This is a genomic window from Paenibacillus sp. sgz302190 (assembly GCF_059820445.1).
In genome coordinates this window covers 65,972-85,767 of sequence record NZ_JBZYAO010000030.1, presented here as the reverse complement: position 1 = coordinate 85,767, position 19,796 = coordinate 65,972, and the positions used below count along the sequence as shown (strand labels likewise).

The window sequence follows — 19,796 nt, the reverse complement described above, 5'->3', positions numbered from 1 at the left end:
AAGGTGAAATTCGTTGAATGTCAAAGACATTTTATATGCGCTGCAAATCGGTACGATGAATTCCGCAGAAGCGGAAAAAGAGCTGATCCGCCGGATCGATGCCGCTGCGGGACAGCCGCCTGCAAGGGTGCGGGAGGAGCAAGCGCCAGCCATGGAGCAGGCGCCTGTACTGCCCCCGGGAGTGCCTGCGGAATCGAAGGTTGTCGAGGTTCAGTGTATAGAGCCGGGAATTGCCCTTGTTACGATGAAGGATCGGGAAAATAAAAACACATTTTCTATAGAACTGATTGTAGGCCTGTTTCAGGCCTTCCATTCCATTCAGGCTAATCCGGACTATAAAGTCATCGTTCTTACCGGATATGACACGTACTTTGCGTCTGGCGGGGGAAAGGACGGATTATTGGCTCTGCATGACGGCAAGATGAAAATGACCGATGTGCATGTCTACACCCTGCCCCTGGATTGCAAAATTCCTGTCATCTCGGCGATGCAGGGTCATGGAATTGGCGGGGGGTGGTGTTTCGGCATGTTTAGCGATTTTGTGGTCATGAGCCGGGAAAGCAGCTATACATGCAACCATATGAAGTATGGTTTTACTCCCGGGGATGGGGCGACTTTGATTTTTCCCGAGAAACTGGGCCCTGTTCTCGCGCAAGAGATTCTTTACACGGGCAACCGCTTCCGCGGAGCGGAATTGGCGGCCAAGGGAGCGCCGGTCCCGATTGTACCGCGCAATGAGGTTATGCCTTATGCGATACGGTTGGCGAAGGATTTGGCAGAAGTGCCCAGAGAATCTCTGATGCTGATGAAAGAACATATGACCGAGCCAATCAAGAAACGGATTACAGCCGTGTTAGAAAAAGAATGGGGGATGCAGCAAAAAACCTTCGTTAACAAGCCGGAGGTGCTGCAAAAGATTTTGTCTGTTTTCGAGCAGTCTTCTCCGATGACGAATGCGCCTGAACTCATTTCCCTGAATCGCAGTACGCGGGGGAATCCTGTATTTTGGCTGCACGGAGAAGGAGGAGGTGTTGAAGGATATCAATATTTTGCCCAGCGGACAGGTCGTCCTTTTTACGGGATTCAGGCGAAAGGGCGCATGAATGCCGACGCCCCGATTCATGGATTGACGGCCATGGCGGCCTACTATGTGCAGTTGATTCGTTCCCTTCAGCCTCAAGGCCCTTACGATTTGGGCGGATATTCGCTAGGCGGCCTGCTTGCTTATGAGACGGCCCGCCAACTGCAACTGTCCGGCCAGGCGGTAAGATCGCTGGTTATGCTGGACACGCTGGACCCTCACGGGATGAGCAAGGTGGCGATATCGGAGCAGGGCCGGATGTTGCAGGCGGTCAATCTGTCCTTGATCAGCCGGCTTCGCCAAGGGCCGGATAAGCTCTACCCGAAGCTGATTCATCCCGAGGAGATCAACTTGGATGCACCCGCTGACGAATTGCTGCTGCATCTCATCTCACTTGGCAAAACACGAGGTTTGTCCATAGCCAAAAGCGATAGCGAGCTGGCTCAGATTTTCAGGAAAAATTTACAGGTTCAAGCCGCATTCAAAAGTGAAAATTTCCGGGTTCTGCCCCTGCCTGACCCCCAAGCGGTCTCCTGCTATTATTTCAGGAACAAAAACGGCAAGTTCTACGGAGATCTGGAACCGTATTTAACGACCTTGCACGATCAGCTTTCCGTAGACCGTACGGCTTATTGGCAAGAATGGGAACGGAGCTTGCCTGATTTTCAACTTATCGATGTAGAGGCATCCAACCATATTACGTTATTGTTTGAAACCGGCGTGTGTGAAACGATAGGGGGATTTTGTGAACAATTGTATCAATAAAATAGTATATGGAGTGATGGATCATGGATCATGCTGAGAAAATGGCTAAGGAAAAAATCCCGAAATTGCTGCTGCAATTTTCAATTCCGGCGATTATTGCTATGCTGGTAGGTGCGTTATATAACGTAATCGATCGTATTTATATCGGACATAGTGCAGCAGGTACGCTTGGTATTGCCGCAATGACGATCAGTCTGCCTGTGATGCTGTTTATTTGGGCTTGCGGAACGCTGATTGGAGTGGGGGCTTCCTCCTTGGTATCGATCAAGCTGGGTGAGAAGAAAATTGCGGAAGCGGAAAGAGTCGTGGGCAATGCTCTAATATTGCTTATTTTTGCTTCCATCGCCATTACCATAGCGGGAATGCTTTTGTTGACCCCGATTCTCAAGTTCTACGGAGCAAGCAGTGACGTACTGCCTTATGCCAAGGATTATATGGCTGTTTTTTTTGGCGGAACCTTGTTTTTGTTGGTTGGTTTTGGTATGAATAACTTTATCAGAGCAGAGGGCAATCCCCAAAAAGCGATGCTCACAATGGTCACAGGCCCTATTTTGAATATCCTGATCGCTCCAATCTTCATTTATTGGTTCGGCTGGGGTATGATAGGAGCGGCGCTAGCTACAGTGGTCGCGCAGACGATCTCAACTGTACTTGTCATTGCGCATTTCTTTGGTAAGAAGAGCGTCTTGAAAATTCGTACCGCTCATCTCAAGCCAGAGGGCGCGGTAGTCGGAAAAATAATCGCCTTGGGTGCAGCCCCATTTGTTTTGCAAATTGTGACGAGTATTGCAACTGTCATCGTAAATAATAAATTGATTAAGTATGGAGGAGATATCGCTGTATCGGGAATGGGCACGGTCGCCAGTATTCAAATTCTTATCACGATGACGCTTATGGGCATTAATCAAGGAATGCAGCCTATCATTGGATTTAACTTCGGAGCCAAGCATTATGATAGAGTAAAAGAAACGCTTAAATATGCGGCTGTCTCCGCGACTTTGGTGGCGACCTTGTCGTATATACTAACACGTTTAATCCCAGACCGTCTTATTGCCATATTCAACAGCCATGACGCACAGTTAGTTGCTTTTGGAAGCCATGCAATGAGCGTATATTTGTTTTGTTTGCCGGTTATCGGATTTCAAATTATCGGCTTGGGTTATTTTCAAGCCATCGGCAAAGCTAAGCAGGCTATCCTGTTAAGTTTATCGAGGCAAGTGCTGATTTTCATTCCGGCCCTTTTTATTCTTCCCCGCTTTTTTCAAATGCAGGGGGTGTTAGTTGCCGGACCTATAGCCGACTCGGTATCCTTTTTGATTACGGGAATACTGCTTCTTGTTGAGTTGAGACACCTCAATCGGGAGAGTCGGGAGCATCAGCTCTCTAAGGTACCGATAACAGATATGAAATGAGGGATGTTATGGGGGATTTACCATGTAAAGGGTGCAAAGGCTTGTGCTGCGGTCCTGTTCCTGTTACGGAGAAAGAGCTTAAATTGATCATAAAGAAAGTGAAGTCCATGCCTAAAAAAAGCAGGATGGAGCTTGAGAATCAAACGAGATATTATGGGACCTGTATGTTTTATGATATGGAAAAAGACAGATGCGGCATTCATTCGGTCAGGCCCGGGGTTTGCCGCGCCTTCGGCTATTATAAATCGCTTGTTTGTTTTCGCAATCCGGAAATGGCAACCCAAAATAATTGGACTCCTCAGGATAAACCGATTGGTATGCTATCGATAGATATTACGTGGAAAGCTTTTTAAACAGCAGGGGTGTATTTCCAGATCATTGGAAATGCACCCTTGTTTATTTTAAGCCAATAAATGATGGAGGTTATCGATTTTTCGAATATTTGCAGCCGCGCATGATCCCATGAATGAAAAGCTCACTGAAAGAGGCCCGCGATTCCCAAAAAACTAAAAAACCTTATTCGATGGAGCATCGGATAAGGTTAAAAAGATTATTTTATAAGGATTAAAGATCTTTACATATATAAAATGAGATAAAATCCTAAAATATGGAATAAGAAGTTGAAAAAAGTAGTACATTAATTTATAATATAATACGTATATATAAATCATAACACATTAACGGCATGCTGTCAAGGGGTGAAATTAACATTTTACAGGTAAGAGGTTAAAGAAAGTAAATTTAAATGAACCAGTTGTAATCTGCGTTTAGAAAAGGTGGCGAAACATGGATCATATCCAAAGATTAGGCGGAGAAAAGATATCAAAGTTACTGGTGCAATTTTCAGTGCCTGCTATGATTGCGATGTTGGTTGGTGCACTCTACAACGTGATTGATCGAGTATTTATCGGTCACAGTATTGGATCACTTGGTATCGCCGGTATCACGATTAGTTTGCCGATTATGCTGCTTATATGGGCAGGTGGAACGTTGATTGGGGTGGGGGGTTCTTCACTCGTATCCATCAAGCTGGGTGAAAAGAAAGTAGACGAAGCAGAGCAGATTATGGGGAACGCGCTTATGCTGCTGATTATCGTATCGATCTTCATCACTTTGTTAGGCTTGCTTTTTATGACTCCTATTCTTAAAGTATATGGAGCAAGCATCGACGTACTGCCATTCGCGAAAGACTATATGATTTATATTTTTGCAGGAACGGTCTTGATGCTGGTTGGCTTCGGCATGAATAATTTTATCAGAGCAGAAGGAAATCCGAAAAAGGCGATGTTAACGATGCTTATCGGTCCGCTATTGAATATTATATTAGCACCCCTATTTATTTTTGGTTTTGGTTGGGGTATGAAAGGGGTAGCCTTGGCGACAGTTCTGGCGCAGGCTGTGTCAACGGCTTTTGTCTTAGCTCACTTTTATGGGGGCAAGAGCACCCTGAAAATACGTATGAAGTATATAAAGCCTGAGGGTGCCCTTGTTGGAAAAATAGTTGCGCTTGGCGCTGCTCCTTTTGTCATGCAGGCCATGTCCAGCCTTCTCAATGTTATAATTAATAATAACATGGTTAAATACGGAGGAGACATCGCTGTATCGGGTATGGGAGTGGTAGCGAGTGTTCAGGCCCTCGTCATGATGTCAATTATGGGGATCAATCAGGGGGTTCAGCCTATTATAGGATACAATTATGGGGCTGAAAGGTTTGATCGCGTAAAAAAAGCGCTCCGCTATGCGATGATTGCTGCGACGGTTATTCCGTGCCTGGCTTTTTTAATCGCACAGCTGTTTCCAGAGCAGCTTATTGCGAGTTTCAACAGTGAGGATAAGGAGCTTATCACTTTCGGAAGCCATGCCCTTCGCGTGTATTTGATCTTGCTTCCAATTATAGGGGTTCAAGTGATTGGTTCCGGTTATTTCATGGCTATTGGTAAAGCCAAGCAGGCAATGATTTTGAGCTTGTCCAGACAGGTACTTATCTTTATACCAGCTTTGTTAATTCTTCCTCATTTTTTTCAAGTCGAGGGTGTGTTAGTTTCCGGACCGCTTGCCGACTTGATTGCCACTGCCATTACAGGGATACTGCTGCTTTTTGAATTAAGAATTCTTAATCGGAAAAATCAAACGAGCGCAGCAATCCAGATGTCGGCTGTTGAGAAATAGGAACGATTGGAAAGTAGATCATACAAGCTTGAAAGAGCAGGTGTAAGTTCCGTTTTCCAGGGAGGAGGAGTAAAGGATGGCGAACGAACAACATGAAGGATTAGAGACTGAACTTACGCTTGAACAAACGAAAGAGCTTTTATTTGAACTAGGGAAAAAAAGCTCTTCGCTGGCATATACAGAAGTTATGGAGAAACTCGCCCCTTTCGATCAGGATTCAGAGCAGATCGATGAATTTTTCGAGCAGTTGGCTGAAAACGGGATTGATGTGAGCAACGAATTGAATGACGATCCTTCTCATGAGCCCGACGATCATGCTCAGGATGACTTGAATTTTGAGGATAACTTGATCTTCCCGCCTGGTATTAAAATTAATGATCCTGTACGGATGTATTTGAAGGAAATCGGACGTGTTCCTTTGCTTTCAGCAGAGGAGGAAATCGTTTTGGCCAAAAGGATCGAGCAGGGTGACGAATCAGCGAAGCGCAGATTGGCTGAAGCGAACCTGCGCCTTGTCGTCAGTATCGCCAGACGATATAACGGTCGCGGCCTGCTTTTCCTGGATTTAATTCAGGAAGGCAATATGGGGCTGATCAAAGCGGTAGAAAAGTTTGATTATAACAAGGGGTACAAATTCAGTACGTATGCAACTTGGTGGATTCGACAGGCCATTACGCGAGCCATTGCCGATCAAGCTAGAACGATCCGCGTTCCGGTTCACATGGTGGAAACAATCAACAAGCTTATCCGAGTTTCCAGACAACTGCTGCAAGAAATCGGACGCGAGCCTACACCTGAAGAGATCGCCAAGGAGATGGAGCTTAGTACGGAAAAGGTGAGAGAGATTATGAAAATCTCTCAGGAACCTGTTTCACTGGAAACGCCGATCGGTGAAGAGAACGACTCGAATCTTGGTGATTTTATCGAGGATCATGAGGCGCTGGCCCCCTCTGATGCAGCTGCTTATGAGTTGCTGAAGGAGCAGCTGGAGGATGTGCTGGATACACTCACCGAACGTGAAGAGAATGTTCTGCGTCTTCGATTTGGACTTGATGATGGCCGTACACGCACCCTTGAGGAAGTGGGTAAAGTGTTCGGTGTTACCCGCGAGCGCATTCGCCAGATCGAAGCGAAAGCGCTGCGTAAGCTGAGACATCCAAGTCGCAGCAAGCGATTGAAAGATTTTTTGGAATAACATAATGGATGAATAAACGAACGAAGGCGGTGCTACATGGAAGCTGGATTTATTATCCGCTGTTTGAAATGCGGCGAGGAACAGAAAATAGTGCCTGGCAGACGTCCCAACTATCGCAATGAACGCATTGTTTTTGGTACGGACAATTATGGCGCCGATCAAATCTCATGTGAATGCGGAAATGCTCTTGAAGAGCTAAGCAAACATGAAGGCAACGGATTTGAAGGAGAGTTTATTGTAGAGTGGCGAGATATTTCGAAGTAACTTGACTCAGAGGTACAATTATGAAGCCCGCGCGATTCATTAAAAACAGATTGCCAGGTGTTCATAATCCAACGGTCACACATGGGATGGAGGAGCCAAACAAAACGTTGAAGGATATAAAGGGGCTGTCTATAAATCGTTCTCAACGTTAGAACTGGCAGAAATTTGGTGGACACCTATCTAATTATTGATCCTCGAACACGGAGGCCCTTTTATGTTGGACAAACCCATGATATGGAACATCGGAAAATCAGCCATTTACGTGATTCTTATAAACATAGAGCCTATAAAAAGTGGATTGCAAGTATCCGGAAGGATGGCCTCGAACCGGAATTCCAGACCGTTGATATACAGCCAACAAAAGCAGATTCCCTGCGTTCATAACCAATAAAAGTGGCATGGCTTAATCAAATAATGACTTTGCGGCAAAATAGCGGCAATGGCATAATGTTATTGAGGAAGGTGATGTTATGTTCACACCCAAATATTCAATAACTGACGCCATTGCCCGCATCTATTCTGGATTTGCTTAAGAAAGAATCGATGGAAAAGACGGTCATTCTTTCAACGAAAATTGAAGGAAACACGCTTGATGAGGCGACGAAGCGAAAAGTCTTGTACCAAACCAGCAATGACAATGAAGAGCAGGAAGTTTATAACTTAATGAAAGCTTTGGAATACCTGGATGAAGCCGAAAAAAGGCAGCTCTCGGTCACAGAGGAATTTATTAAAAAGCTGCACGCCATTATCCGAATATCGCACGGACGAAGACCGCGTATTAGCGACTATCGCGAAGAACAAAATCAAGTAGGCGGCCGCATTGCTTCTGGTTTTTATTTGCCGCCGGAATGGAAAGATGTCCCTGTTAATGGAGGATCTGGTGGCCTGGGTGAATTCGCCGGGAACCTATTCGGTCCCGGTTCCTATCAAAGCGGGGATTTTCATGTGGCAGTTTCTGACGATCCATCCGTATATGGACGGGAATGGCCGAACGGCCCGGATGATCACGACATATCTTTTACGCCGCGGCGGATATGGCTTAAAGGGGTTATTTGTACTCGAGAATTTCTATGACCGCAACTTGGCTGAATATTATCGCCGACTCCAGTTGGGTCTCCATCACAATTATTATTTTGGGCGGAATGAGGCTGACATGACACTTTGGCTGGAATTCTTTATTGATGGTTTGGCGGAGGTTTTTCAAGAAGCTGCTGCCATCGTAACGGAGAAATCTGCCCAAATGACGAAAATCGAGCCGGATCTGATTCGCAAGTTTGATCCCCAGCAAAGAATGGTGTTCGCTCAATTAACCTTTAAACAAGACACCCTAACGACAAGCGAAATGAGGGACCTGCTTCGTTTGTCGGACCGTTCAATAAGGGAAAAGGTAAGTCATTGGAGAGAAGAAGGATTCATTGAGCCGCGCGATCAAGACGCCAAAAGAGTTCGTTCGGTCAAATTATCCGCGGAATACGAGAAGCTGGCTCAAGACATTCGAAATTCCCCGGATAAGTTCGCCCATTTCCTAAAATGAATGCAGCACTGCGATCTCAATCTGAGATACCGCAGTGCTTTTTTAATTATCTTCAGCATGGTCATCGAGCAATATAGGAAGGCGAATCCTTATAAGTGTCCCGCTGCCTGATTTACTGTCGATTTCCAATGAATAACGTTCTTTATGATGCAACTGCAAGCGACGAAAGACGTTGATCAGTCCAATTCCTGTATGACCGCTCCCATCGGAGTCTCTTGCGAATAGCTGCATTTGGCTGAGTTGATTCTCATTCATCCCAACACCGTTATCTAGAATTTCCATAAATATTTGGTTATTCTTCATGTATCCTTTAATCATGAGAAGCCCATCTGATTCTAACTGATCCAAACCATGGATAATCGCATTTTCTACAATGGGCTGGAGAATCAACTTCACGGTATAACAGGCTTTAATCTCGTCAGCTACTTCCCAAATGATATCAAAGCGATTCTGATATCTAATTTTCTGAATTTGAATATAATGCTCCAAATGTTGCAATTCTTGAGCCATAGGGATCAAGCCGCTGCCATTTGAAATGCTCCCTCGGAAAAACTTTCCTAGTGAGGTAGTCATTTCAACAATGTCCATTGCATTTTTTTTGAATGCCATCCATTTGATAGATTCCAACGTATTGTAGAGAAAATGAGGATTGATTTGCTGCTGAAGGGCATTTAACTGGGCTTCCTTTTCTAAAAGCATCAACTCCTGTTCCCGCAGGTTCGATTGGTAATTTTCGTCAATTAATGCATTTGAACGCTGCATCATATTACTGAAGTAACGGGATAGGATAGCAATCTCATCCTTGCCCTGATATTGCATATGCGCATCAAGATTTCCATCATGCACTTCCTGCATCAGTCTTTTCAGCTTACGCAGCGATTTACTGATCTGAGCAGAGATTAACGTTGCTATCAGGAGTATAATCATTCCGTATAGAATGAAAAAAGCAACACCATACCAAATCAATAAATAAGCCTTTTGTTTTAATTCATTGGAGGAAATAATGCCGACCATTTTCAATTGAAAATAAGAAGCGGTATCATAAAAAACAAGGTAGCTTTTCTTATGAAGAACTTTTGTGTAAGTGCCGTTAGCTTGCTGAAGCATCGTTGTAAACGAGGCATCTGCTTTATTCATGATTTGAGATGAAAGCTCCTTGTTGTCATGTGTGAGTATGGTTCCATCGGCATCAATTAAAAAGAAATAACCGGAATCCCCGCTGTGAACGTTACGAAAAATATCATTAAGCATGTATTGCTCAACATTAATGATCAAATAACCAATTTTTCCACCGTAGTTCAAAGCGCCGCTGCTGCTAATCTTTCGAGCAAATGTTAAAACTGGCGTTCGATACAGATTATTATAAGCCCCGATAAACTGCAGCTCTCCTGTGCTTTGATCCAATTGCTCAAAAATGCGAGAGTAAATTTGCTTAATCGGCACATTGTCGGCGTAGATTCCGGAATAAATTCGCTCTTGATTCGCATTATAGATCTCCATGGATAAGAACTCTTTTTTCTGGAGCTTTAAATTAGCAAACTGCAGCTCTAAAGCTGCTTTATAAGCTTGTGCAGCCTCTGCGGATTTTGGATATTGATTGAGAAAGCTTTGCACCTCGGGATGATAGGCCAGTTGTTGAGTCAGTTTATCATAGCTTTTAAGATCATAGTCGATGTTTCGTTTAACCTGTTCAATGGTATTTATCGTAAAATCGGTGACCTTATTCTGATAGTTATGATAGTTGACATACGTCAGCAGTAAAATGAACAATAAATTAGGCAAAAAGGTGGTCAGTATAAAATAACTAAATAGCTTAAAGCGCAAATTTAGATTCGGGAGAAGCACCGGAATGGTCACAGCCGATTTTTCGTATAGAAGGCTTGTCCCTTTAGAAAGAAAGCCGCAGAATTATTGGAGATTATGTCATTACCGCAGATGATTTTCTGAATTGCCGCACCTTTCCTGATGATATTGCTCGCAACGCTTACTTTATCGATATCCATATGGCTAAGCCATCAACGGGTATGACGATTGTGCATTTGGACCCCGGACAGTCGCATGGTATTCCGTTCCGCGCACTGCTGCCAATCGGGATTGAGAATGTAATCGTTGCGGGTAGGGCGATTTCTACGGATCGGGTAACACAAGGCTCAACTCGTGTGATGCCCAATTGTTTCGCCATGGGAGAGGCGGCGGAAACAGCAGCAGCATTGCTTGCCAAGAAGGGGACTAACATCACTCGCAGCATCCATATAGATGAACTGCAGCAGCAGCTTGTTGTCCAAGGGGCTTGGCTGGGTGATCTTGTAAATGGGAAATATTCCCTTGCAGAGGGTAAAAGGAAGGACTGAGGTCCTTCCTTTTTTTCGTACATTGGTTCCGCATCCCATCAGGCTCGTATCCTGCGAAACTGCTGAGGAGAGCTGCCCGTAATTTTGCGGAACAGGGAATGGAAAAACTTCATATCGGTATAGCCGACATCGTTTGCCGTCTCTTGTACCGTTTTGTTTGTTGTTTTGAGCAGCTGGCAGCATTTTTGAATGCGAACGTTTTGGATATATTGATTAAATGTCTGGCCCGTGATTCGTTTAAATTGGTTTTGAAAATGGCCTCCGCTCATAAAGTACTGCTCCGCAAGCGATTTCAACGTGATTTTGTCCGAATAGTTCTGCTCGATGAAATTGAGGATATCTTTTATTTTATCCGAAGCTGAAGAGGACGAAGCCTGGTCCGGAACGGACTCCTCCGTTTGAACCCTATGGATAAGCTGCAGCGTTTGCAGAAGGAGAGCCGTTATGATAGGCCTATATCCGACGGAACGGTTTGAGTATTCAAAATAAGCCTGCTGAAATAAAGAGAGGAATCGGTCGTTGTCATCACGATAATAGGACCAGGCGCGGGAAAGCGCATGAGGCTCATACAAGCACTTATACAATTGGGATTCAAAGGGAATCCACTGCCGGACAGGCTCCAGAGCTTTGAGATCGAAAAGAAAATTCATAATGATCAGCGGCTTCGACCTGGAAGCGGACGATGGCCGGAATACATGAGACGTGCCCTCCGGCAGCAGGAATAGATCGCCCTTTTGCACCTTGATCAATGCATGATCGATATAATGGTAGCCGCAGCCTTCCGCGACGAGAGACATTTCGATAAAATCGTGCTCATGCTGACCCGTTTGGAATGCCTCCGTTTCCCGGTTTAAATAAATCGGGAAATCGGGCTCAAAGAATTGCGCTCCCTTCAATATCTTCGACATTTCGGCTCCTCCTCCAAATATTCACACTCTTGTCAGCTCTCCCTGACGGCTCTAATCATTATTGTAAACGCATCAAGCACGAAGTAAATGGAGCATCTATACATAGGAATTTGTAATATGTTAACCTTTGCTTAAAGCAACGTTCTGCGTGATATGCTGGATACAACACTACATCATGATGAGGATGAGGAAAATGCCGAAGTTCGGGGTTCAAAGCAGGCTGGTCATTTCATATACGTTGATCATATCTTTTGTGATTGCGGCGTTAAGCTATTTGTTTTATCAGCGAATGTCCGCGACAATCTGGGAACGCTCGCTTGAAACTTCCGATCAAATGCTTCAGCGGCTTGAGACTTCGCTGATTCAAACGATTAAAGATTTGGATCGGATCTCGGCACAGGTCATTTATAATTCCGATTTCCAAACACGCTTCGAAGACGCTTTCGCAGGTTCAGATTCATACGATGTTTTGGCCCAAAAGAAACGGTTCGAAAATATTTTGTCCACCTTGAACGGCCCTTCCTTTATCGCCGAGCAGATCAATGTATTCAATTTGAGCGGGGATTTCATCAGTTATGGACTAAAGATCGATCCCTTCGCAGATCGTACGGGGCTTATGCACAAGATCGATTGGATTCCGCCGACCATACAGAAGAATGGCGATCTTCAGCTCAATCCGCCACATAGGGATGAATGGTTCAAGTCGGGAGAGATCGTGTTTTCTTTATCCCGTTTGTTTCCGAACAATGCCGCCTTCGAGCCGCGCATCGTAGAAGTACAACAGCGATATGACAAGCTGGAGGAGATTATTGGGGACGCCGGCAAGCATGCGAACCTTCAATTGTTCATATTCGACGATCAAGGGAACCGATTTTATCCTGCGGACACGGAAGGTGACGGTTTGCCTATTGCCGGACAAGATATTCCGGCTTTGCAATCCAATATGTTCCATTCCACCACCAAGGTGTATCAGGGGAAAAATTATATGGTCGGGTGGCTCCGTTCGTCCTCTTATGGGCTAACGGTCGTATCGGTTCAGCCGGAAAGCGCGCTCCTCAGTCCGATTCAAAGTCTTCGCAACGCCGTTCTGACCGTAGCCCTGTTAGCGGAGATCGCTGCACTGCTTAGCGCTTATGGGATCGCTTCAACCATCACCCTGCCTATTCGGCTAATCCTTAGGCATGTAAAAATGTGGGATATCGATAAACTCAACGTGATGCGAAGCGGGCCCAGCAGCAGAGCTTATCGTTGGGCCTCATTCGAAATTCGGGTATTGTATGACGATATTGTTGCGATGAAGACACGGCTTGGGCAATCGGTGGAACAACTGCTTGAAGCCAGGCAGCGCGAGAATATGGCTCAACTCCGCGTGCTTCAGACACAGCTTCAGCCGCACTTCGTATTCAATACGCTGTCATCAATCGGCGTACTTGCCGAAAACTCCGGGGCTGATGCCGCCGCCTCCATGTGCTATAAGATGATGGGCATGATGGAATATATGAGCAGATCTCCTTCGGGGCTTACTAAGCTAGGCGATGAGCTACGGTTCACGGTTCAATATTTGGATCTCATGAAGCTTCGCTACCAACAGCAGTTCGATTATAAAATCGAAATGGACGAAACGCTCGATGATGTCCCTATTCCTAAATTTTTGCTGCAGCCGATCGTCGAAAATTCTTTTGCCCACGGATTTAAGCAGGTATACCCGCCTTGGAACTTATGGATAAGGATCAGCCGGGGAGAAAAAAATGATTGGCTGATTCGTATTCAAGACAATGGAAGCGGTTTCTCTGCGGAGGCGCTGACCCGGATTAAACGTTTCATCGCCGGCCTCGACAACGCATCCGTCTCCATCACGGACGAAGTCGCCTCAAAAGGAATCGGCGGGCTTGGACTGGAGAATGCTTTTGCGAGATGTTATTTGTTTCAGAAGGGACGGGTTGCGTTTTCTCTTCGCAATTTGAACGAGGGCATGGAGCTGATCATACGAATGGAAAGACGGGAGGAGATTGACGATGTTTAGAATTATCATTGCTGAGGATGAGCCCCTCATTCTGCAAAGCATTGCTCAGAAGATACGGGACATCGACCCCGACTTCAAAATCGTAGGGGAGTACGAGAATGGTGAGTATGCCCTGTTGGATCTTAATCTGGTGAAGCCGCATATTTTGCTGACGGACATCTACATGCCGGTCATGGACGGCCTCACGCTGATCGAGCGTGCCAAGGAGCAGCAGCCGTCGCTCGTTTGCGCTGTTTTGACAGGGTATCGCGATTTTGAATATGCACGCAAAGCTATACAGGTGGGCGTATCGGACTTACTCCTGAAGCCCCCGACCGAGGAAAATATAAGGGGATTTCTGCATAAAGCGAAGGCTAAGCTGCTTTCGGATCAATCGTTAATCGAGGCCGAGCTGCTGCAGCAGTGGGCCTTTCAGAAGTCGGACAAACAGGAGTCCGAGCAGATCGGGGAGCTGGCGCAGGAATATTTTTATCATGCGAATTACGCGGTTCTGCTTGCATGGATTCCCCCTCAACAGGAGAGCGATTGGGTTGAATACCCGAATCAATGGCAGGTGAAATCGCTGTTGAACGAGGGAGAGTCCTTCTATGCTTTACCGGTATCGCCGCATCATCAACGCGCTGTAGTTATAGGCTGCCACAGCCTGACGGAAGTGAGACTCGAACAGTTTCTTGCTGCATCGGCGGGGCATGGAACAGAAACAGAACGTTCCGTCTGCTTCGTGGCGGCCAAGGTTGAAAAGCTGCAAGCCGAATTGTCGGGAACGCTTTATCTGCTGCAGAAAGCCGCGCATAGAAACTTCCCGCTGAATGGCCGGAAATGTATGGATCTTAAGGAGGGGGAGTCGCTATCCGAGCCGAAGGCTCTGCCTCTTTCCAATATGCTGGAAGAGGAACTGGGAGAACTGCTGGCCAAGCAGCGAAAATCGGAATTTCTGCGCAAGCTGCAGACACTGCTGGAGAGCGAACCCTGGTCCTCTTCCACACGGGTACGCTGGTACGATTCTCTGACCGATATGATGAAATTATGGGTGGCTAAGCATAAGGAGCTGTCACGTCTACCTGCACTGGCTCATTGGCATTCCGAGCTGGAGGAGCTGATTTGGCAGGCTGCGGACCTTACAGCCGTTCGTTATAACGTACAGGAAGCTTTCGTATCGTTGTTCGACACCTCCGAGCATGTACGTGAGGCCGATGCTTCATGGACCGTCAAGCTGAAGTCGTACCTGGAGCAAAATTATATGCGAAATATTTCCCTCTCGGATCTGGCGGATACGTTCGGCCTTCATCCCTCGTATTTGGGCAGGATATTTAAGCGTCAATATAAGTACAGTCCGATCGACTACTTGATTCAGCTGCGGATTGATATTGCCAAGCGGCTCATCAGGGAGAAGCCCCGCATGCTGTTTAAGGATGTTGCCGAGATGGTGGGCTACAGCGATCCGTTTTATTTCAGCAAAATTTTTAAACAACAGACGGGGCTGACTCCCAGGGAGTACAAGAAGCAGCACTCAGGACATTGATTTTGCCCTATAAATTGTTTGCATTTCCCCCATTACCGGGATGAAAAGCGTTTCTATAATAGGAATTGTAGACCGATGCTATAAGTGAAATGAGGGGGATGGACAATGGCTAACAGGAAAAGAGTGGCGGCGTTCATGCTGATTTCGGCTTTGTCGGCAGGAATGCTTGCAGCATGCGGAGGGGGCGGCGGTACGGCAGGTACTACAGCGGCACCATCGGCCAATGAAGTGGGGGATAAGCCGACCGCACCTGCGAAGAAGGACCCGGTGAAGCTCACCTTTACGACGGTGGCGAACGGAGACTCGGAGTCGCAAGCATTTAAAGAGATCTTCATCAACTATGAAAAAGAAAGCGGTAACAAGGTCGACCTGCAAATTCTTCCCGATGTCACGCAGTATGAGAATATTGTCAAGACTCGCTTCGCGACACAGGATCCGCCTGATATTTTTTATTTCTTCGCCGGTCCGAACGAATATACGACGATGCAGGCCGAGAAAAACCTGGTGGACATGACAAAGGAAGCCTATGTCGGTCAGCTTACTCCGGCAGTCAAAGATTTTTACACGGTAGCCGGCAAAATTTATGGCATCCCGTGGGGCTCCTATAACGCGATGGGTGTGCTATATAACAAGGACGTGTACCAAAAGAACGGTCTTTCCATTCCGAAAACCTATGCGGAACTGCTGGACAATGCCGACAAGCTGAAGAAGGCGGGTGTTACACCGTTCTATGAAGCCGGGAAAACCGGTTGGCCGACGCAGATCTTCTCGCTGGCCGCATTTCAGACCTTCGTCCTGCCGACCATCGGCGGTAACGACGGAGTGAAGAAGCTGAACGAGAATACTTTGCGGCTGACCGATATTCCGGAAATGAAAAAAGTGTTTGAGCGGCAGTACGAGCTCAACACCAAAGGCTACTTGAACAAGGATTTTCTTTCCGGCACGTACGAGAATCAACAGGATGCGCTGGCGAACGGAACGGCGGCGATGGCTTTCCAAGCGGACTGGATGCTCCCGGAAATCTCCAAGCGGTTCGCCGACAAAGTCAATAACATCGGATTTTTCCCGCTTCCTTCGGATAAGGATGCAGGCGTCGTATCGCTATACCCGCCAAAGCAAATATTCGTGACCAAAACGTCGCCCAGAGCCGAGGCTGCCATTGAGCTGTCGCGCTACATGACGAAGCCGGAATCGCTCGCGATCTGGTACAAGTACAATCCGGGCATACCGGTGTACAACGGCGTGAAGGCGCAGCTGTTCCCGGCCCAGGAGGATATTTACAAATACATTCAGGGCGGCAATGGCGTCATCCAAATTCAGCTCAGGCTGCAAGCGGGCTTCTTCGATTACGATAAAATTACACAAGAACTGGTTGCCAAGGGCGATGCACAGAAGGCTGTCGAGCAAATGGATAAAAACTACAGACAAGACGGTAAGAATAAGAAAATTCCCGGATTTTGAGTCAACAAATAATCAATTAAAGGAAGGGGAGATGGAGGCGCCATCCCCCGTTTCCTTTCTTCAGGAGACGATGTCATGTTGAAACACGTACGATATCCGATAGCTTTCATCATTCCGGCGCTTGTCGTTTATTGTGGTCTGTTCGTTTTTCCGGCCATCTCCGGTTTTGTGTACAGCTTTACGGACTGGAGTTCGTACAGCGACGCCATCCAATTTATCGGACTTGATAATTACCGGCAGCTGTTTTCGGAAGGAGTGCTTGGCACAGCTATCCGCAACACGCTGGTTTACGCGGCGGCTGTGACGGTCGGTGTCAATGTGATCGGCTTGATGCTCGCTTTGCTGCTGAACCGCAGCTCCCGCCTGACGCCGCTGCATCGAACTGCTTTTTACATGCCCGTCGTGATCGCGCCGCTTATTGTCGGTTACATTTTTACGGCGATCTACAATCCCGAGCTAGGAATTTTGAATCATTCGCTCCGGATGATTGGGCTGGGTGTTCTGGCCGTCGATTGGCTCAACGATTCCAGGTTTGCGCTGCTTTCGATCATCATGACCGAGCTGTGGCGCAGCTCCGGCTTTGCGATGGTTATTTATTTGGCGGGCCTCAAGACGATACCGAGAGATTTGCTGGAGCAGGCCGACGTCGACGGTGCCGGAGCTGTTCAGAAATTCCGCGCGATTACGTTCCCGCTTCTGGCCACGTCTTTCACGGTGAACGTGCTTCTGACGATCATCGGCTCGCTGAAAGTGTTCGAGACGGTGCTCGTGTTGACAAACGGCGGACCCGGCTACGATACGGAAGTGTTTAATACACTCATCTTCCGTAACTTTTCCCGCGGCAACTGGGGGTATGCGACCGCTTCCGGATTGTTCCTGACGCTTATCGTAACGGCTGTCGCCTTCGTCTTTTTGCGGGTACTTCGAAAGAGGGAGGTAGAGCTATGAGAATGCCATCAGGCAAATGGAGCGGGCTGGGGCGAGAAGCTTTATTGATCGTGCTGGTCTTGATCGTCATCGTGCCGTTCTATATGATCACAGTCAATTCCATGAAGGATGTCGGCGAAGCGGCACGGTTCAAGCTGACGCTGCCGGGGACAATCCATTGGGAAAACTTCAGGACCGTTTTCCAAGAAGGAAATATTGGGCGGGGCTATTTGAACAGCGTCCTCATCTCGGCCGGAGCGCTGATCTTGACCAATTTGTTCGGCTCGATGGCCGCCTTCAGCATTCAACGCAACAATAGAAGGCTGACTAACGGATTGTATTATTTCTTTGTCGTCGGCTTAGTGATGCCTGTGTCTCTCGTACCGACCATCAAGTTGATGATTCAATTGGGCATTCATAACACATATCACGGAATGATCCTATATTATGCCGCCGTTCTGCTGCCCTTTACGATTTTTCTGATGACAGGTTATGTAAAGACGATTCCGCGAGAATTGGACGAATCCGGAATTATCGACGGCTGCCGCCCCATGCGGCTGTTCTGGACGATCATCTTTCCATTAATGCAGCCAGTGCTTGTCACCGCTTCCCTCCTGACCGTCGTATCCGTATGGAACGACTTCATGGGACCGTTCTACTTGATGACCGACGGCACCAAATGGACGGTGACCGTTTCCGTCTACAATTATGTGGGCAAATACAGCTCGGATTGGAATTTGATTTTCGCCGATATACTTATTGTCATTTTGCCGATTCTGCTGCTCTATTTTTTCCTGCAGAAATATATCGTGGAAGGCATGACGGCGGGCGCAACTAAAGGATAAAAAAGGAGAGTTGTTGAAATTGACCGATAAGCTTCCCTATTATGAAAAGCTGCTGCGGGGCTATATCGTCTCCCAAGCGGATACGATTCTCAAGGAGCCCGTACACTATTTGAAGCATCCCTTTGTAGACCCGGGTTCCGTGTACGACGGCAATTTGTGGGACTGGGACTCATTCTGGGCGGTATACGCTTTATTCAATATTGCGGATGATGGGGACGAGGAGCTCCGGAACCGGTATATTCGCCATGCGAAGGGGAACGTTCATAATTTCCTTGATTATCAAATGGAGGACGGCTACATTCCGATGATGGTTGCTACGGTGGACGGCAACGCTTCGCTGCCGGAGCCGTATCTCAACTATATGCGCCGGCAAGGGCATATCCTGAACATGCACAAGCCGTTTCTTTGCCAGCAGATTGCGATGATCGGCGGTTTTTCCGGTGATTACGAATGGATTCAAGGCGATTACGGGAAACTGGAGGCATATTTCGACTGCTACGACAAAGGATATTTGAACACGAATTGCGGTCTGTATGTGTGGGCGGACGACATTATGATCGGGATGGACAACGATCCGGCGACGTTCGGCCGGGCCCGCTTCTCCACAGCGAATATTTATTTAAATGCCTTCATGGTCGCCGAGTTGCGCGCCATGGGCGTCATTAGCGAACGTTTGGGACGACCGGATCGGCGGGACGCCTACTCGGCGAAGGCCGATCGTCTCGCAGCCGCTATTCAAGCCGAGTGCTGGGATCCGAGAGACCGCTTCTACTACTCCGTTGACGTCGATATCCAAACGCGGCACTTCGATTGGTTTCACAAAGGGCTCGGCGTCTTCTGGAAGACACTTCCGATTAAAATTCGGGCATGGTCGGGCTTCATCCCGATGCTGGCGGGTATCGCAGACAGAGAGCAGGCAGCCAGCCTCGTCGTCCATGCAGCGGATCCGGTCACCTTCAATAGCCCTTACGGAATCGCTTCGCTTGCACAGGATGAGAAAATGTTTGACGTCAGCGCTACGATCAACCCGTCCAACTGGCTTGGACCGATCTGGATTGTGGCCAACTATGTGGTGTTTCGGGGGCTTATGAACTACGGATATGTTTCTGAGGCTCGAGAGCTTTGCGGTAAAATCGTTCGTCTGCTCGGAGAGGATTTGGAGCGCTCGGGTACCCTGCATGAATTTTACGTTCCGCAAACCGGGGAGCCGGTCATGAATGGAGGCTTTCTGAACTGGAACCTGCTCGTGCTGAATATGATCGACGAGCTGGAAGGCAAGCCTCCGATCTGCAGATTCTGGTTGTAGCGGCGGTTAACCCTTAGGCGGTCAATCTCAGCT

Annotated in this window: 15 protein-coding genes and 2 pseudogenes; 15 read left to right on the top strand and 2 right to left on the bottom strand. The window is 47.2% G+C overall.

Translation table 11 applies throughout. From position 1 onward, the window contains the following. The first annotated feature begins 13 nt into the window (after positions 1-13). The 8 genes and pseudogenes from AC6RNO_RS26440 to AC6RNO_RS26405 form a co-directional block, all read left to right on the top strand. Positions 14-1,846 (top strand): polyketide synthase, encoded by a 1,833-nt coding sequence (locus tag AC6RNO_RS26440; protein WP_497107319.1) that lies wholly within the window; start codon positions 14-16, stop codon positions 1,844-1,846. Positions 1,847-1,869: 23 nt separating this feature from the next. Then, positions 1,870-3,258 carry an MATE family efflux transporter gene (locus AC6RNO_RS26435; RefSeq protein ID WP_497107318.1) on the top strand — a complete coding sequence of 463 codons (1,389 nt, stop codon included), beginning with the start codon at positions 1,870-1,872 and terminating at the stop codon, positions 3,256-3,258. 8 nt (positions 3,259-3,266) lie between these two features. Beyond that, positions 3,267-3,611 carry a YkgJ family cysteine cluster protein gene (locus AC6RNO_RS26430; protein ID WP_474681323.1) on the top strand — a complete coding sequence of 115 codons (345 nt, stop codon included), beginning with the start codon at positions 3,267-3,269 and terminating at the stop codon, positions 3,609-3,611. Between the two features lie 433 nt (positions 3,612-4,044). Continuing rightward, positions 4,045-5,427, top strand: coding sequence for an MATE family efflux transporter (locus AC6RNO_RS26425; protein ID WP_474681322.1), 1,383 nt, complete (start codon positions 4,045-4,047; stop codon positions 5,425-5,427). A gap of 76 nt (positions 5,428-5,503) precedes the next feature. Further along, positions 5,504-6,622 carry an RNA polymerase sigma factor RpoD gene (gene rpoD, locus AC6RNO_RS26420; protein ID WP_474681320.1) on the top strand — a complete coding sequence of 373 codons (1,119 nt, stop codon included), beginning with the start codon at positions 5,504-5,506 and terminating at the stop codon, positions 6,620-6,622. Positions 6,623-6,658: 36 nt separating this feature from the next. Beyond that, complete coding sequence (locus AC6RNO_RS26415; RefSeq protein WP_474681319.1) at positions 6,659-6,886, top strand: hypothetical protein; 228 nt, start codon at positions 6,659-6,661, stop codon at positions 6,884-6,886. Positions 6,887-6,977: 91 nt separating this feature from the next. Further along, positions 6,978-7,070: pseudogene (locus AC6RNO_RS26410) on the top strand (ribonuclease H1 domain-containing protein); the annotation flags it as partial. Positions 7,071-7,381: 311 nt separating this feature from the next. Next, positions 7,382-8,420 (top strand): annotated as a pseudogene (locus tag AC6RNO_RS26405) (Fic family protein); the annotation flags it as partial. Between the two features lie 42 nt (positions 8,421-8,462). Here AC6RNO_RS26405 and AC6RNO_RS26400 read toward each other — a convergent pair. Further along, the gene (locus tag AC6RNO_RS26400; protein ID WP_497107317.1) at positions 8,463-10,277 is read right to left on the bottom strand and encodes a histidine kinase; all 1,815 of its coding nucleotides are present in this window, start codon (positions 10,275-10,277) and stop codon (positions 8,463-8,465) included. Between the two features lie 50 nt (positions 10,278-10,327). On the opposite strand from AC6RNO_RS26400, the gene AC6RNO_RS26395 reads away from it, so the two are divergent. Next, on the top strand, positions 10,328-10,771 hold the full coding sequence (locus tag AC6RNO_RS26395) for an FAD-dependent oxidoreductase (RefSeq protein ID WP_497107324.1): 444 nt from the start codon (positions 10,328-10,330) through the stop codon (positions 10,769-10,771). Between the two features lie 38 nt (positions 10,772-10,809). Here the strand turns inward: AC6RNO_RS26395 and AC6RNO_RS26390 are convergent, their stop codons facing one another. Next, complete coding sequence (locus AC6RNO_RS26390; RefSeq protein ID WP_497107316.1) at positions 10,810-11,679, bottom strand: helix-turn-helix domain-containing protein; 870 nt, start codon at positions 11,677-11,679, stop codon at positions 10,810-10,812. A 193-nt stretch (positions 11,680-11,872) separates the two neighbouring features. Here AC6RNO_RS26390 and AC6RNO_RS26385 point away from each other — a divergent pair, with 193 nt between their 5' ends. From AC6RNO_RS26385 to AC6RNO_RS26360, 6 genes are all read left to right on the top strand, one after another. Next, positions 11,873-13,702, top strand: coding sequence for a histidine kinase (locus tag AC6RNO_RS26385; protein ID WP_497107315.1), 1,830 nt, complete (start codon positions 11,873-11,875; stop codon positions 13,700-13,702). Further along, a complete protein-coding gene (locus tag AC6RNO_RS26380; RefSeq protein ID WP_497107314.1) occupies positions 13,695-15,224 on the top strand; it encodes an AraC family transcriptional regulator in 1,530 nt (509 codons plus the stop codon). Before AC6RNO_RS26385 ends, AC6RNO_RS26380 begins: the two co-directional genes overlap by 8 nt. 105 nt (positions 15,225-15,329) lie before the next feature. Beyond that, complete coding sequence (locus AC6RNO_RS26375) at positions 15,330-16,685, top strand: ABC transporter substrate-binding protein (protein ID WP_488434487.1); 1,356 nt, start codon at positions 15,330-15,332, stop codon at positions 16,683-16,685. 75 nt (positions 16,686-16,760) lie between these two features. Continuing rightward, positions 16,761-17,633, top strand: coding sequence for a carbohydrate ABC transporter permease (locus AC6RNO_RS26370; protein WP_474681313.1), 873 nt, complete (start codon positions 16,761-16,763; stop codon positions 17,631-17,633). Continuing rightward, positions 17,630-18,457 carry an ABC transporter permease subunit gene (locus AC6RNO_RS26365; RefSeq protein ID WP_497107313.1) on the top strand — a complete coding sequence of 276 codons (828 nt, stop codon included), beginning with the start codon at positions 17,630-17,632 and terminating at the stop codon, positions 18,455-18,457. Before AC6RNO_RS26370 ends, AC6RNO_RS26365 begins: the two co-directional genes overlap by 4 nt. Before the next feature lie 19 nt (positions 18,458-18,476). After that, positions 18,477-19,763, top strand: coding sequence for an MGH1-like glycoside hydrolase domain-containing protein (locus tag AC6RNO_RS26360; protein ID WP_488434484.1), 1,287 nt, complete (start codon positions 18,477-18,479; stop codon positions 19,761-19,763). Positions 19,764-19,796: the final 33 nt, after the last annotated feature.